At 64.1% G+C, this 13494-nt stretch carries 14 protein-coding genes; 6 read left to right on the top strand and 8 right to left on the bottom strand.

Annotation, left to right across the window (positions count from 1 at the left end; all coding sequences use genetic code 11):
* Positions 1–83: 83 nt before the first annotated feature.
* From ACQR1W_RS11620 to ACQR1W_RS11600, 5 genes are all read right to left on the bottom strand, one after another.
* Complete coding sequence (locus ACQR1W_RS11620) at positions 84–830, bottom strand: di-trans,poly-cis-decaprenylcistransferase (protein WP_434850883.1); 747 nt, start codon at positions 828–830, stop codon at positions 84–86.
* Positions 831–858: 28 nt separating this feature from the next.
* Positions 859–1242, bottom strand: coding sequence for a transcriptional regulator (locus tag ACQR1W_RS11615; RefSeq protein ID WP_434850882.1), 384 nt, complete (start codon positions 1240–1242; stop codon positions 859–861).
* On the bottom strand, positions 1229–1846 hold the full coding sequence (locus tag ACQR1W_RS11610) for a hypothetical protein (RefSeq protein ID WP_008971067.1): 618 nt from the start codon (positions 1844–1846) through the stop codon (positions 1229–1231). The genes ACQR1W_RS11615 and ACQR1W_RS11610 overlap by 14 nt, the downstream gene beginning before the upstream one ends.
* Positions 1847–1983: 137 nt before the next feature.
* The gene (locus ACQR1W_RS11605; protein ID WP_434850881.1) at positions 1984–2289 is read right to left on the bottom strand and encodes a DUF3551 domain-containing protein; all 306 of its coding nucleotides are present in this window, start codon (positions 2287–2289) and stop codon (positions 1984–1986) included.
* A gap of 73 nt (positions 2290–2362) precedes the next feature.
* Complete coding sequence (locus ACQR1W_RS11600) at positions 2363–3337, bottom strand: Bug family tripartite tricarboxylate transporter substrate binding protein (protein ID WP_434850880.1); 975 nt, start codon at positions 3335–3337, stop codon at positions 2363–2365.
* 106 nt (positions 3338–3443) lie between these two features.
* Here ACQR1W_RS11600 and ACQR1W_RS11595 point away from each other — a divergent pair, with 106 nt between their 5' ends.
* Positions 3444–3854, top strand: coding sequence for a VOC family protein (locus tag ACQR1W_RS11595; RefSeq protein ID WP_434850879.1), 411 nt, complete (start codon positions 3444–3446; stop codon positions 3852–3854).
* Between the two features lie 212 nt (positions 3855–4066).
* The gene (locus ACQR1W_RS11590) at positions 4067–5752 is read left to right on the top strand and encodes an amidohydrolase (RefSeq protein ID WP_434850878.1); all 1686 of its coding nucleotides are present in this window, start codon (positions 4067–4069) and stop codon (positions 5750–5752) included.
* A 9-nt stretch (positions 5753–5761) separates the two neighbouring features.
* Here ACQR1W_RS11590 and ACQR1W_RS11585 read toward each other — a convergent pair whose 3' ends face one another.
* Positions 5762–6865, bottom strand: a complete 1104-nt coding sequence (locus ACQR1W_RS11585; RefSeq protein ID WP_434850877.1) for an HD-GYP domain-containing protein — start codon at positions 6863–6865, stop codon at positions 5762–5764.
* Between the two features lie 484 nt (positions 6866–7349).
* On the opposite strand from ACQR1W_RS11585, the gene ACQR1W_RS11580 reads away from it, so the two are divergent.
* Positions 7350–7709, top strand: coding sequence for a hypothetical protein (locus ACQR1W_RS11580; protein WP_008971061.1), 360 nt, complete (start codon positions 7350–7352; stop codon positions 7707–7709).
* A 58-nt stretch (positions 7710–7767) separates the two neighbouring features.
* Positions 7768–8439 carry a dienelactone hydrolase family protein gene (locus tag ACQR1W_RS11575; RefSeq protein ID WP_434850876.1) on the top strand — a complete coding sequence of 224 codons (672 nt, stop codon included), beginning with the start codon at positions 7768–7770 and terminating at the stop codon, positions 8437–8439.
* Positions 8440–8603: 164 nt separating this feature from the next.
* Here the strand turns inward: ACQR1W_RS11575 and ACQR1W_RS11570 are convergent, their stop codons facing one another.
* Both ACQR1W_RS11570 and ACQR1W_RS11565 read right to left on the bottom strand, forming a co-directional pair.
* Positions 8604–9314, bottom strand: a complete 711-nt coding sequence (locus tag ACQR1W_RS11570; RefSeq protein ID WP_434850875.1) for a polysaccharide biosynthesis/export family protein — start codon at positions 9312–9314, stop codon at positions 8604–8606.
* A gap of 454 nt (positions 9315–9768) precedes the next feature.
* Positions 9769–10086 (bottom strand): hypothetical protein, encoded by a 318-nt coding sequence (locus ACQR1W_RS11565; RefSeq protein ID WP_008971058.1) that lies wholly within the window; start codon positions 10084–10086, stop codon positions 9769–9771.
* Positions 10087–10448: 362 nt separating this feature from the next.
* Between ACQR1W_RS11565 and rpsT the strand changes: the two genes are divergently transcribed.
* Positions 10449–10715, top strand: a complete 267-nt coding sequence (gene rpsT, locus ACQR1W_RS11560) for a 30S ribosomal protein S20 (protein ID WP_008971057.1) — start codon at positions 10449–10451, stop codon at positions 10713–10715.
* A gap of 1259 nt (positions 10716–11974) precedes the next feature.
* Entirely contained in the window at positions 11975–13408 is a 1434-nt protein-coding gene (gene dnaA, locus ACQR1W_RS11555) for a chromosomal replication initiator protein DnaA (RefSeq protein ID WP_434850874.1), read from the top strand.
* Positions 13409–13494: the final 86 nt, after the last annotated feature.

The following is a 13494-nucleotide window of genomic DNA, read 5'->3' as shown; positions in this document are numbered from 1 at the left end:
GCAGCAGTAGATGATTCCCCGATGCCCGGGAAGATTGTGCCGCATGCGACCGCAAGCGATAGAGCCGCAGCACAGCTCCGATGTCACAGGCTCGGTGCTGGCGCCAGCGGCAGCGCCTCGAGTCCGCCGAAGCGGCGCTCGCGGCCATGGAAGGAGGCCAGCGCCTGCGTCAGATCCTGCGCATCGAAGTCGGGCCACATCCGCGCCGTGAAATGCAGCTCGGCATAGGCGCCCTCCCAGAGCAGGAAATCGGAGAGCCGCTGCTCGCCGGAGGTGCGGATGATGAGGTCGACGTCGCGCAGGCCGACCTCGCCGGTGACCAGATCCGAGAAGCCTTCTCGGCTGAGATTGCCGAGCTCGCGGGCCTTCAGTGCGGCGTTGAGGATGGCGTCGCGTGCGGAATAATCCACCGCAATGCGCAGATGCAGCGTCTCGCCGTTTGCGGTCGCGGCTTCCGCCCGCGCGATCGCCGCCGCGATGCCGTCAGGCAAGCGATCCCGGCGCCCGATCACCGTCAGCCGCACACCGTTGCGCGCGAGCGCCTCGACCTCGTTGGCGAGATAGATCCGCAACAACGTCATCAGCCCCGCGACCTCGGCGCGCGGGCGGCGCCAATTGTCGCTGGAAAAAGCATAGAGGGTCAGCGTTCCCACGCCCTGCTCCGGAGCCGCCTCCACCACGCGACGGATCGCCTCCACCCCGGCCTCGTGCCCGCGCAGTCGCGACAGGCCGCGCCGGGTCGCCCAGCGGCCGTTGCCGTCCATGATGATGCCGACATGGAGCTTCTCGCTCGCATTCGGTTGAGGTTTGGACTGGAAACGACTTTGCATCATAAAGCTCCTGGTCAAAAAAATAGCATCAAGCCCGGCTCGGCACGGCGCCGAGATGCGGCAGGTGGACGTGCTCCTTGCCCGCAGCATGCGCGGCGTCGCGCACCAGACGTTCGAGCACGGCGAGATAGTCGAGAAAGCGGCGGCGGCCGATCTTGGTGAGGCGGCAGGTGGTGTGCGGACGGTTGCCCTCATACCCTTTTGTCACTTCGACCAGGCCTGCCTCCTGCAGCACCTGCAGATGCCGCGAGAGGTTGCCGTCGGTGAGCCCGCAAAGCTGCTTCAAGTCGGCAAAGGCCAGTCCCTTCGGATGGGCGATCAGCGAGGTGAGCAGCCCGAGCCGCGCCTTTTCGTGGATCACGCGATCGAGGCCGTCATAGGAAAACGGCGCGCTGTTGTCAGTCTTCGACATCGGACTCTCCGGACGCAAAATACAGGATTGCCGCCATCAGCGCCTGACCGACCGCAAAGGGCAGGCCCATGGTCCAGGGCGACAGCGTGTGGGTTGCGCTGGCAAACACGAGCACGGCAAATCCGGCGAGAAAATACCAGGCTCCCGCCAGCGCCACCGTGCGCGGCAATGAGCGGACCGAGGCGAATACGCCGAGCGAGGTCAACACCTGCCAAAGCCCGGGCAGCGTCCACAACGATTCCGGCGCGAACTTCCACAACAAGACCGCGAGCAATACGCCGGCAATGCCGGCCGGCAGAAACTGTTCGACCGCCTGGTGGATCATCGCATCGGCAAGGCCGGAATGATGGCGGCGCGAGCGCGCCCGCATCTCGACCCAGATCATTGTCAAAGAGACCAAGGCCGCGGCGGCCCAGCCCAACAGGAAGGTCAGCGGCTGGCCGGTCGGATCTTCGAGCCAAGCGTGCTGCAACAGCACGGTGACCAGCGCCACCGCCGACGTCGCCGCCATGGTCGCGGGACCATAACCGCGAAAGGCCGTTCCGGCAGCGAGCTGGCTGCGAATCGCGATGATGTCGGCGAGCGCCTTGTCGAGATCCTGCATCTCATACCCCGAACGAGCCGAACCGGATCAACTCGAACTTTGCGATACAAAGTATATCGGCTCGCAAAGCGAATGCAAGGCCGTTCGAATACCGCCCGGCCGGAGCCAGCGCCCCGGAGGGCTCAGTAATGGCGCGCTCAGTAGTATTGACGCTCACGATGGTAACGACGGCGCGGCGCAGGGAACGGCTCATCGATGTAGACCGGCAGGCCCTGGCGAGCGCGCGCAAACGCGACCACTGGATTGATGCCGCAGGAGACCAAACGGCCAGAGGCGCTGGCCTGGCACTGCGCATAGGTCTGGTAGGAGCAGTCGCCGGGATAGCCGACGCCACGGCCCTGCACACACCAGGGATATTCATAGGCCGCGGCCGGCGTCGAGCCGACCCCGCCCATCAAGCCCGCCCCAACCAAAGTCGCGGCCATCAATACGATCCGACGCATGGTTCCTGCCTCCTCCGTTGCCGGTGTCTTACAGCACAGTCCCATGGTTAAAAAACGACATTCTCGCGCCGCCCTATTCCACCTTCAGCCCAGCAAACTCGACCACCTTTTTCCACTTCTCGGTCTCCGCCGCCACCATCGCGCCGAACGCCTCCGGCGACTGGATCAGCGGCTCGCCACCGAGCTCGACCAAGCTCTTCCTGATCCCCGGTTCGGCCAGGATGGTGTTGACCTGCTTGTTGAGCAATTCGACGATCTCTTTCGGCGTGTTCTTCGGCGCGCCAACCCCGAACAGCGCACTCGCCTCATAGCCCGGCACGGTCTCGGCAATCGCCTGCACGTCCGGCAGCTGCGGTGAACGCTCCGCGGTCGTCACGCCAAGCGCCCGCAGCGAACCGGCGCGGATGTGCTGGATGATCGAGGGCATGTTGTCGAACATGATCTGCACCTGGCCGCCGAGCATATCGGTGATCGCCGGCGCCGCGCCGCGATACGGCACGTGCTGCATCTTGGTGCCGGTCATCGCCATGAACATCTCGCCCGACAGGTGCACCGAGGTGCCGTTGCCCGAGGAGGCCATGTTCACCTTGCCCGGATTGGCCTTCAGATAGGCGATGAATTCGGCCACATTGTTGGCCGGCACGTCCTTGTTGACCGTCATGACATTCGGCACCCGGTTGAACGAGGCGATCGGCGCGATGTCGCGGACGAAGTTGAACTTGAGATTGGCGTAAAGCGTGGTGTTGATGTAGTTCGCGGGATTGACCAGGAGAATCGTGTAGCCGTCGGGGGCGGCGTTCACCACCGCCTCGGTGCCGATATTGTTGCCGGCGCCCGGCTTGTTCTCGACCACGAATTGCTGGCCCATGCTTTCCGACAGGCGCTGCCCGATCAGCCGCGCCAGGATATCGGTGGCACCGCCTGGCGGATAGCCGACCACGAAGCGGATCGGGCGGGTCGGATAATCGAGCGCGGAGGCGCTGCGGATGAACGCGGTGGCCGGAACAGCGGAAGCGATCAGGCCAATCGCGCGGCGACGTGAGATCATGCGTTTCCCCGAATCTTATCGTTATCGTTGATGCCGAGAGGCCTGCCGTTATAACAGGCGCCGGCGGCTCCGACGAGTTCTGCAGCTTTATGAAAAGGGATAAGCGATGCCGGTCAAGGTCCACGCGCTCGATCACCTCGTCATCAATGTCAGCGACGTTGCCCGCACCACGGAATGGTACCAAAAGATCCTGGGCATGGAGGTCGTCGTGTTCGATCCCGGCCAGGGCAAGGCGAAACGCACCTCGCTCGTGTTCGGCAACCAGAAGATCAACGTGCGACCGAAGGACGCGGACAAGGTCGACTGGTTCACCGCCGACCATGAGATGGCCGGCAGCGACGACCTCTGCTTTCTCACCACCAGCACGCCGGACGAGGTGGTGGCGCATCTTGCAGCCAATGGCGTTGCCATCGAGGAAGGCCCGGTTGCCAAGCAAGGCGCGCGGGGAACTTTGCGCTCGGTCTATTGCCGCGATCCCGACGGCAGCCTGATCGAAATATCGTCGTATGCAGAGTGAAGGCTGACGTGCCCACCGGCCGCAGCCGGTTGTCCACCCCGGCTTGAAGCAAACGTCGTGCGGGATAGGTCGCGCGCCAGCGAACCGCGCTCCGTTGCGCCCTTCTCGGTTTGACAAGCAACGCCGGAAAGTCCGACAAATCCAACAACGAAGATCGACGTAGCGCGACGCCTGGCTCCGCGCCATCGATCGATAACATTGGGGAGGAGCAGATGCGTCATCGTGGTCTTGGAGTGTGCGTTGCGGGATTGCTGCTCTTATCCACCGGCGCCGCATTGGCCGAAACGGCTAATACCGTTCTGTTCAACGGCAAGGTGTTGACCGTCGACAAGGATTTCACGGTCCAGGAGGCGATCGCGATCGGCCATGGACGCGTGCTCGCGACCGGCAACTCGACGGCGATGAAGGCGCTGGCCGACGCCCATACGCGCGTCATCGACCTCGGCGGCCGTACCGTCATTCCCGGGCTGACCGACGGCCACATCCACGGGGTGCGCGCGGCGCTGACGTTCGGCACCGAAGTGAACTGGATCGGCGTGCCAACGCTGAAAGAGGCGCTGGACAAGATCCGCGCCGCGGCCACAACGAAACCTCCGGGTTCGTGGATCGTGGTGGCCGGCGGCTGGACCGAGGAGCAGTTCGCGGAGAAGCGCAGGCCTACGCCTCAGGACATCGCGGCGGCCGCGCCGGACAACCCGGTCTACATCCAGCACCTCTATGATTGGCTGCTGCTGTCGCCGAAAGCCATGGAGGTGCTCAACATCCGCGACGATGCGGATGTCGCCCCTGGGGGCAAGCTCGAGCGCGATAGCAACGGCAGGCCCACCGGCGCGATCGTCGCGGGCGGCGCTGCGCTCGGCAAGATCTTCGATCGCCTGCCAAAGCCAACCCTCGCGCAACAGGTCGAAGGCTCGCAGGACTTCTTCCGCGAGATGAATTCACTCGGGATCACCGGCATCGTCGACGGCGGCGGCGTCAGCATGTATCCCGCCAACTACCAAGCCCTGTTCAAGCTGTGGCGCGACAAGAAGCTCACCGTCCGCGTGGCCTATCATCTCTGCGCGCCGAAGCCGGGCTCGGAGCTTGCCGACCTGCAGAACCTGACGCAGCTGCTGCCGCAGGGCTTCGGTGATGACATGCTGCATTTCAACGGTCCCGGCGAGATCCTGATCTGGGCCGACTGGACCGACGGCGACATCACGGCCGACGGCAAGGCCAGGCTCGCCGAACTGCTGCGCCGGGCGGCCTCGAAAGGCTACACCATCCAGCTGCATTGGAATCCGGACCGCACCGTGCACGATCTGCTCGACGTGATCGAGGACATCAACAAGGACACTCCGGTCCGGAACCTGCGCTGGACCGTGCTGCATCTCTACAATGCGTCAGAGGAAAATCTGAAGCGCATGCTGGGGCTCGGCCTGATCTGGGGCGTGCAGGACGGGCTCTATTTCGGCGGCGAGCGGCTGCAGCAGGAGGTCGGAGCCGAGCGGGCGCGCGAGATGCCGCGGATCGCCACCGCGCTGAAGCTCGGGCTGACGGTCGCCGCCGGCACCGACGCGCATCGGGTGTCGTCCTATAATCCGTTCGTGTCGCTGCAATGGTATCTCGACGGCACCACCATCGGCGGCACCCAGACCCGCGGCGAGGCGGAAGCACCGAGCCGACCGCAGGCGCTCACCATGTACACCCGCAACTCCGCCTTCATGGCCAATGACGACGACAAGCGCGGCACCCTGGAGGCGGGAAAATATGCCGACCTCGCCGTGCTCTCGGCCGATTATCTGACGGTGCCGGTCAAGGAGATCGGCAACATCCGCTCGCTGCTGACCATGGTCGGCGGCGACGTGGTCTACGCGGCGGCGCCGTTCAAGGAGATCGAGGTCAGGGCCGGCCGATGACGCGCCGACTCAATGCGCGCCCATTGCCACGGGGCGGAAGGCCTGCAGCAGCTGCTGGTCCAGCTTCGCGCCCATGTTCTCCATGATGGAGAAGGCACGGGCCGGCGGGAACGGCGCGCGATAGGCCCGATTCTCGGTCAGCGCAGCGTAGATGTCGACGATCGTGGTGAGCCGCACGATGTCGCTGATCTGCTCGCTGCGCAGCGCGTTCGGATAGCCGGTGCCGTCGAGGAATTCGTGGTGATGCAGGATGACGTCGAGCATTTCCGGCGGGAAGCCGCCCTGCTCGGCCAGCGCCTCATAGCCGCGGCGCGGATGCTGGCGCAGGACCGCGATGTCTTCTGCCGTCAGCTTGCCCTGTTTGTCGAGCACCGCGACCGGAATGAAGGCCTTGCCGACGTCGTGCAGCAGCGCGGCGCGGGTCAGGCGGCGCTGGTCGTCATCGCGCATCCCAAGATGCAGCGCAAAGCCGACCGCAAATCCGGTGACGAACAAGCAGTGGCGATAGGTGTCGTTGTGATGGCAGCCGACGACGGTGAGCCATTCGCGCAGCGAGGAGTGCTTGATCGCCTTCAGGATCTTGCCCTCGGCCGCGATGACATCGTCCATCGACAGCGGCACGCCGGCCGGCAGCTTCTCGAAGATCTTGACCATGACCTCGTGCGCAGCTTCGACGCCGCGGTTGAGCAGCTTGCCGCGATCGGTCTCGTCATAGCCGTCATTGCTCGGAAAGGCGCCGCGAATCCGCTGCAGTACATCTCCCGGGCTGAACGGGCGCGCAATGGTGTCGGTCGCGCCGAGCGCCCAGGCCTGCATGGTGGCGTGGTGCAGGGCTTCCTGCAGCACGAACAGCCGCGGCATGTCGCTGTAAGCACGTGAGGACAGCTTCCTGCGCACCCGCTGCACGCTTTCCGGCGAGCGGAGATTGATATCGACGATCACGCCGGAGAAGCGGCCTTCCGGATCTTCCGGGATCTCGGTGGTCGGCATCGTGTCGACGTCGCCGACCGAGCGCAGGATGCGGGCGAGTTCGCTGCTCTGGTCGCCGCGATCCGACGCCAGCAACAGATGGCGCTTGGTAGCGGATGCGGTCTTCTTGGCTACTGCAGTCATACGTGCTCGCCCCCGGGCCGTTTTGGTGCCGATCGAATTTACCCCGTCGCGCGTTCCCTGCCGCTTAACCGGTTTGTTCAAACTGTCTGCATCGGGGTAACCGCAGACCTAATCAGATCGCGCGATTTACCCGCGCTGCAGACAATATGAATCAAATTGAATCGAAGGGGGACCGAGGAGGATCCCTCATCGCGGTATTCGCCGCCTCGGCTGTCATCGCCGACACTCGCATGCAAGCGCACACGCAGGCAACAAAGACCGCGTTGGCCGCGCGCCGGCGCGACCGTGGTCACCGCATCGGCTACGGCACGGTCCTTCGACGACGTCCGCGCGACGCAAGGCATGCGAGCGGGCCACATCCGCTCGCCAACTTATGATGTTCCTCGATCAGCAGGATCGCGCTAAACTGCGCAACAAGCCGACGGAACATTCTGAAACACCAAATCTGAGATCAGACGTCATGAGCTGCCGCTGGATGACACGGATGGCGCGTGCTGGTTGCGCGCTTCTGATCGCAACCTTCATTGCGCCAGCGGGCATTGGCCTGCGGCCGGCGACCGCGCAGCAGATCGCCCCTGATGGCGTGCACCGGCTGCCGTTCACGGCAACACTCTCCAACACCACCCCGCTTGCCTTCGGCATGGACGCCGGCGAGACCTCGCGTGCCCTCGGCCAGCCGCTGACTTATGTGAAGGGATCTGCCGGCAACGAGATCTATCTGGTGCTGCGCGATCTCGGCGGCAGCGGCCTGGTCCCTCACCATCATCGCCTGTTCCTCAAGTTCCGCCGGGGCCACCTGACCGGCTGGAAAGAGGATTATGGCGAGAACTGGATGTGGCAGTAGCCACGCCGGACCTTAGGTCCGGATCAGCTCATCCTCGCACATCAACCAAGGAATGACCGTGGGACAGGACATCAGACTGACCGCTTCCGACGATTTTGAATTCGGCGCCTACCGCGCCGATCCTGCCGGCAAGCCGAAGGGCGCGCTGGTCGTGATCCAGGAGATTTTTGGCGTCAATCACCACATCCGCCATGTCTGCGACCGATTGGCGGCCGAGGGCTATGTCGCGGTAGCGCCCTCGATCTTCGACCGCACCGAGCCCGGCTTCACATCGGGATATTCACCTGAGGAAATCGCAGTCGCGCGCAAATTCGTCGCCAATCCGGATTGGCAGGCGATGTTGCGCGATACCCAGGCTGCGATCGACGCTGTCCAGGCTGTCGGCCCGGTCGGCATCGTCGGCTTCTGTCTCGGCGGCAGCATCGCCTATGTGGCGGCGACAAGGCTGTCGGGCCTCAAGGCGGCGGTCGGCTATTACGGCGGCGCCATCGTGCGCTTTGCCGACGAAACGCCGAAAGTGCCGGTGCAATTGCATTTCGGCGAGAAGGACGCCGGCATTCCCTTGAGCGATGTCGAGACCATCAAGGCCAAGCGGCCGGAGCTCGAGATCTTCATCTATCCGGGCGCGCAGCACGGCTTCAGCTGCGATGAACGCGCCAGCTACGACAAGACCAGCGCCGATCTCGCCTGGCCGCGCGCGATGACGTTCTTTGCGCAGCATCTCAAATAGCAAACGCCGTCATTCCGGGCGCGCGGAACGCGCGAGCCCGGAATCCATAACCACGAACTGAAATAATTGGAACGCGGCAACCAGACGGGTCAGCACAGCTCGCTAGCGTGATGGATTCCGGGCCCACGCCCTTCAGGCGTGTCCCGGAATGACTCGTGCAGAGATCAGAACCAGCGCTCTCCGACCTGAAGGGTGTCGCCTGGCCGCATTGGCGTGCCGAGCGGCACCTCGTAGCGTGCAGCGCCTGCGGCATCGGTGTGCGTCAGCGTCACCACGTCGCGGCGGGCTCGCGGCGAGAAGCCACCGGCGATGGCGATCGCGCTCTCGACGGTCATGTTCGGTACGTAGGGATATTGGCCGGGCGCCTGCACCTCGCCGAGAATGAAGAACGGCCGGTAGGCTTCGATCTCCACCGCCACCGACGGCTCGCGGATATAGCCGTTGCGCAAGCGGGCGGTGATCTCGGCTGCGAGCCCGGCCGGGGTGCGGCCGCGGGCCGGGACGGCGCCGATCAGGGGCATGGTGATCGATCCCGCCGCGTCGATCGCATAGGTGTTGGTCAGGCCTTCCTGGCCGTAGACCACGACGCGCAGCTTGTCGCCGGCGTCGAGATGATAGGCGGACTCAGAGCGCCGCGCCGGCGCTGCATAGGCAACCGGGGTGGGGGCTGCGGCAAACGATTCGCGCAGTGCCGCGATCGCGCCCCCGCTCTGCCCGGTGGCGGCAACCGGGCTTGAGACAGGCGGCCGACCATAGGCCATCGCATCGAGATCGCTGACGGGCTGGCCGACGGCAACGGGGGAGACCGTCTGCATGCAGCCCGAAACAAGCGATGCGGCGAGGATGGCAATGACCGGCAGGAAGAACGCGCGCACTCGACTTATCCTTCGAACGGATATGGCCCTAGTGATGCGCGGTTAAGGTTAATAAAGCGTTGGCGCAGAGCCGCGCTGCATCGTTCCTGCGCATCATCCGAGCAGGTCGAAGCAGCCGCCGCTATCCCTCAGCTCTCATCGAGGGCAGCGCGATCGCACCTGGCTGAAGCGACGAAAGCGGGCGCATTCGGTGGCCAATTGGGTCGCTCGTCATGCACGGGCTTGTCCCGCACATCCACGTCTTCATTTCCGAACGACATGGATGGCCAGGGACAAGTGTTCAGCCCGGCCATGACGACGCGGAGGGGGTCTGCGCCGAGCTCCGCTCCCTCCACGCGCGGTTATCCTCCGTGGAGGGGGACGAAGCTGGTGAACGCGGGTCGAGCTGAGCTTTATTCTCAGCCTACGCGCTGACGCCGCCCCGATCGGCCGGACGAAGCCGGCGGGCGAGCCTTCAGTCGCGGGAATAGCCGATCAGCGGCTTGCGCGGCCGGAACAGCAGCATCAGGATGATCCCGAGCAGGCCGAGGACCGCAAAGACCGGCTGGTCGAGCACCCCCTTCACGATCCAATCCCACAGGAACGGCGCCTTCGCCTCGATCCAGGCATGAAAGGCGGCCTGGCTGGACTGATGGACATCGTTCCAGAACTGGCCGAACTGGGTGAATTGGAGGGTCTGATCGGCGACCCAGCGGGCGCCGTCATAGACCATGAAGATGAATCCGCCCGCCAAGAGCAACAGCCCCACCAGTCGGAAGAAACCGCGGATCATGCCTCACCTGCCCTCTGTGGCGCCGAACAAGAGCTGCAAGGCCATAGCGGGGGCCATCAGGAAATTCAACCTGGCCAGGGGCTTACCAGGCGCCCCGGCCCGGCCGTTCCAGCCGGATCGGCGCCGCGAGGCCGTTGACGCTCGAAAAGCCTGCCTTTATAAGGGCGCGAAATGGCGGTGGGCGCAATCCCGCCGCCGCTGTTCTTTGAGCAGCGCCGCGCTACCGAGCTCTGCCGCTCCGGTCATGGCATTCTCAGAGAGGCGTCCGAACAACCCATCGCGTCGATCAGGCTGCAAGCCGCGGCCAGCGCGCGTTACGTAAGATCGCGGCGACTGCGCGCCGCCGAAGGATATTTGAGAGCATGGCCAACACGACTTCAGCCAAGAAGGCGACGCGCAAGATTGCCCGCCGCACCATCGTCAACAAATCGCGCCGCACCCAGATGCGCGGCGCCGTTCGCACCGTCGAAGAAGCGATCAAGAAGGGCGACCGCGACGCCGCGTTGCAGGCGATGGAGCGCGCCGAGCCGCAGCTGATGCGCGCGGCCCAGCGCAACATCATTCACAAGAACAGCGCGAGCCGCAAAGTGTCGCGCCTCGCACATCAGATCGCGAAGCTCGCGAAGTGAACTGATCGCGTCATACTGATTATCTATCATGCATCGAAAGCCCGGCCTCGCGCCGGGCTTTTGTTTTCGAACACGCATGACGCACCAGCGTACGCCAGCATCGCGCTCTATCATTTGTTTCATCCGTAGTTCTGGCGTGCACGTTCCGTAGTTCTACCAGGTGACAAATTCGCCTCACCTGCAACGCAGAAACGCCATCGTCACCTGCACAACACTGTCAAGTGAGCGAGCTGCCGGGTTTTGATCGCGGACGGGCGCGCAACGGCGCGAACGGGCCTGCAGGCGGGAGTTACCCGAAAAAATAATCGCAAAAAGCTTCGGCTTGAAAACGACTTACCCACATAGCGCGACCAAGTGTTTGGAAAAGCCGGTCACCCATCGGCCAACGTAAATATTTTATGAAAATTTTTTGGGCGGCCGCCGTGATTTGTCACATCCGAGATTCCTCGCGCTGATTCAAGAACATGCTTTCGCGGGGTGCAACGTGGCGCTGCGGCGCGTTCTAGGACTCGTTGCAGTGCGCCGATCAAATGGATTGCCTGAACCGGAGCATTGTGTATTTCTTAGATCGCTCGCGGCGCCCACGATCTGTAAGACCAGCGCGGTTTTAGAAACGGGGCGGACGTGCAAATCGGCGGCGGTGTGCGCGTTGGCGACGCTTTCCAAGCGATTGTCGGTTCGGGACTCATAGTAATATGGGTAACGTTGGAGCTATGTCTAAATTTCTCGGGCGGGGCATTCGTGCCTCGTGGTTTGAACAAGAGAAATACGGTATAGAGCCAACCCGGCAGGAGCTTCGATAGCAACGCTTTGCGAGCGGGACAGTTGTACGGGATGTAGTGGCGTAGCGGCTGAATCTGGGGTTCAGGCGCGGCTGCATTTGGGACATGTGCGAGATGACAACTTGCCGTGAGCAATCACGGTGAGGCGGGGAGGTTGCATGCTTTACGGACACATCGCGGTTTCACATCACCAACCAGTTCCGGACCACGCCCTCTTAGCGATCGACATCGCCTTTACCGCCCTGGGCCCTCCCCCCAAGCCTCGCTAGGCACCATCGCCTCACCAGGCAACATCGTCGAACGCGTGCTGACTTCGCGTCAGCTTCATTCCATCCAGCATTGATCTGATCACAGGCATTCGTGCCGACGGCGGAGCTATGCCTGGAATCTGCGTCCGGCCCGTTCGTGGCGCCTTGGCAGCCAAGCTGCACGGCCGTTCACGGCATCCATCACTCACTTTCGAAAAGTTACGCGACAATGACAAATTCGGAACAGGAACGCTGGTCTCGCGTCAAAGGTCGGCTGCGGTCGACGGTCGGCGAGGACGTCTACACGAGCTGGTTTGCGCGGATGGATCTCGAAAGCGTCCAGGACGAGAGCGTCCATCTGTCGGTTCCCACGCGCTTTCTGAAGAGCTGGATTCAGGCGCACTATGCCGAGCGGGTGCTGACGTGCTGGCAGGCCGAAATGCCGGAGGTGCACCGGATCGATCTGTCCGTGCGCTCGGCGATGCGCGCCGCCACGCCGGTCATCAAGGATGCGCCGGCTCCCGTCGAGATGCGCCGGGCCGAACGCAGCGACAACCGTCCGGCGCTCGAGATGCGCCCGGCCACAGTCCCGCCGGCTGCTGCGAGTCATGACGCGCTCGGCGGCTCGCCACTCGACCCGCGGCTCACCTTTGCAGGCTTCGTGGTCGGCCGCTCGAACACGCTGGCGCATGCTGCGGCCCGCCAGGTCGCGGAAGGACGCCGCGGCGATCCCGTGATGTTCAATCCGCTCTACATCCATGCGGGCGTCGGCCTCGGCAAGACGCATCTGCTGCAGGCCGTGACCTGGGCTGGCAACGCCAATCCCGAGCGCAAGGTACTCTATCTCACGGCGGAAAAGTTCATGTACGGCTTCGTCGCGGCGCTGAAGAGCCAGACCGCGCTCGCCTTCAAAGAAGCGCTGCGCGGCATCGACGTGCTCGTCATCGACGACCTGCAATTCCTGCAGGGCAAGTCGACCCAGGCCGAGTTCTGCCACACGCTGAACGCGCTGATCGATGCCGGCCGCCAGGTCGTCATCGCTGCCGATCGCCCGCCCTCCGATCTCGAAAGCCTCGACGATCGCGTCCGCTCGCGGCTCGCCGGCGGGCTCGTGGTGGAGATGGGTGCCCTCGGCGAAGATCTGCGGCTCGGCATTCTCAAGTCGCGTGTTGCCGCTGCGCGTGCGCATCACGCCAGCTTCGATGTCCCCGAGCCGGTACTCGACTATCTTGCCCGCGCCATCACTCATAACGGCCGCGACCTCGAAGGCGCGATCAATCGCCTACTCGCCCATTCCAAGCTGAACAACCAGCCGGTGACCTTGGATATGGCCGAGCGCGAGGTGCGCGACCTGATCCGGCCGCAGGAGCCGAAGCGGATCAAGATCGAGGACATCCAGCGCGTGGTGGCGCGGCAGTACAATGTCAGCCGCTCCGACCTGCTGTCCTCCCGTCGCACCGCCAACGTGGTGCGGCCGCGCCAGGTGGCGATGTATCTGGCCAAGACGCTGACCTTGCGCTCGCTGCCGGAGATCGGCCGGCGCTTCGGCGGCCGCGACCACACCACCGTGCTGCACGCCGTGCGCAAGATCGAGGCGCTGGTCGGCAAGGACACCACGCTGTCCGAAGAGGTGGAATCCCTGAAGCGCCAGCTGCAGGAATAGGCCCGCTACCTCGCCCCGGGGGCGGACAGAAGGTCCGGCCCCTCGGCGTTTTCATGCTCCCGTCTCAAACGTGCGCCGACGGCCCG

The organism is Bradyrhizobium sp. HKCCYLS1011, from assembly GCF_051167795.1.
Taxonomy (GTDB): domain Bacteria; phylum Pseudomonadota; class Alphaproteobacteria; order Rhizobiales; family Xanthobacteraceae; genus Bradyrhizobium.
The sequence above is the reverse complement of the archived record's forward strand: the minus strand, read 5'-3'. Positions and strand labels throughout refer to the sequence as shown.

What these genes read in the sequence shown, in the direction of transcription:
- ACQR1W_RS11620 (WP_434850883.1), bottom strand. Translation starts at nt 830, where the DNA reads ATGCAAAGTCGTTTCCAGTCCAAACCTCAACCGAATGCGAGCGAGAAG.
- ACQR1W_RS11615 (WP_434850882.1), bottom strand. Translation starts at nt 1,242, where the DNA reads ATGTCGAAGACTGACAACAGCGCGCCGTTTTCCTATGACGGCCTCGAT.
- ACQR1W_RS11610 (WP_008971067.1), bottom strand. Translation starts at nt 1,846, where the DNA reads ATGCAGGATCTCGACAAGGCGCTCGCCGACATCATCGCGATTCGCAGC.
- ACQR1W_RS11605 (WP_434850881.1), bottom strand. Translation starts at nt 2,289, where the DNA reads ATGCGTCGGATCGTATTGATGGCCGCGACTTTGGTTGGGGCGGGCTTG.
- ACQR1W_RS11600 (WP_434850880.1), bottom strand. Translation starts at nt 3,337, where the DNA reads ATGATCTCACGTCGCCGCGCGATTGGCCTGATCGCTTCCGCTGTTCCG.
- ACQR1W_RS11595 (WP_434850879.1), top strand. Translation starts at nt 3,444, where the DNA reads ATGCCGGTCAAGGTCCACGCGCTCGATCACCTCGTCATCAATGTCAGC.
- ACQR1W_RS11590 (WP_434850878.1), top strand. Translation starts at nt 4,067, where the DNA reads ATGCGTCATCGTGGTCTTGGAGTGTGCGTTGCGGGATTGCTGCTCTTA.
- ACQR1W_RS11585 (WP_434850877.1), bottom strand. Translation starts at nt 6,865, where the DNA reads ATGACTGCAGTAGCCAAGAAGACCGCATCCGCTACCAAGCGCCATCTG.
- ACQR1W_RS11580 (WP_008971061.1), top strand. Translation starts at nt 7,350, where the DNA reads ATGGCGCGTGCTGGTTGCGCGCTTCTGATCGCAACCTTCATTGCGCCA.
- ACQR1W_RS11565 (WP_008971058.1), bottom strand. Translation starts at nt 10,086, where the DNA reads ATGATCCGCGGTTTCTTCCGACTGGTGGGGCTGTTGCTCTTGGCGGGC.
- rpsT (WP_008971057.1), top strand. Translation starts at nt 10,449, where the DNA reads ATGGCCAACACGACTTCAGCCAAGAAGGCGACGCGCAAGATTGCCCGC.
- dnaA (WP_434850874.1), top strand. Translation starts at nt 11,975, where the DNA reads ATGACAAATTCGGAACAGGAACGCTGGTCTCGCGTCAAAGGTCGGCTG.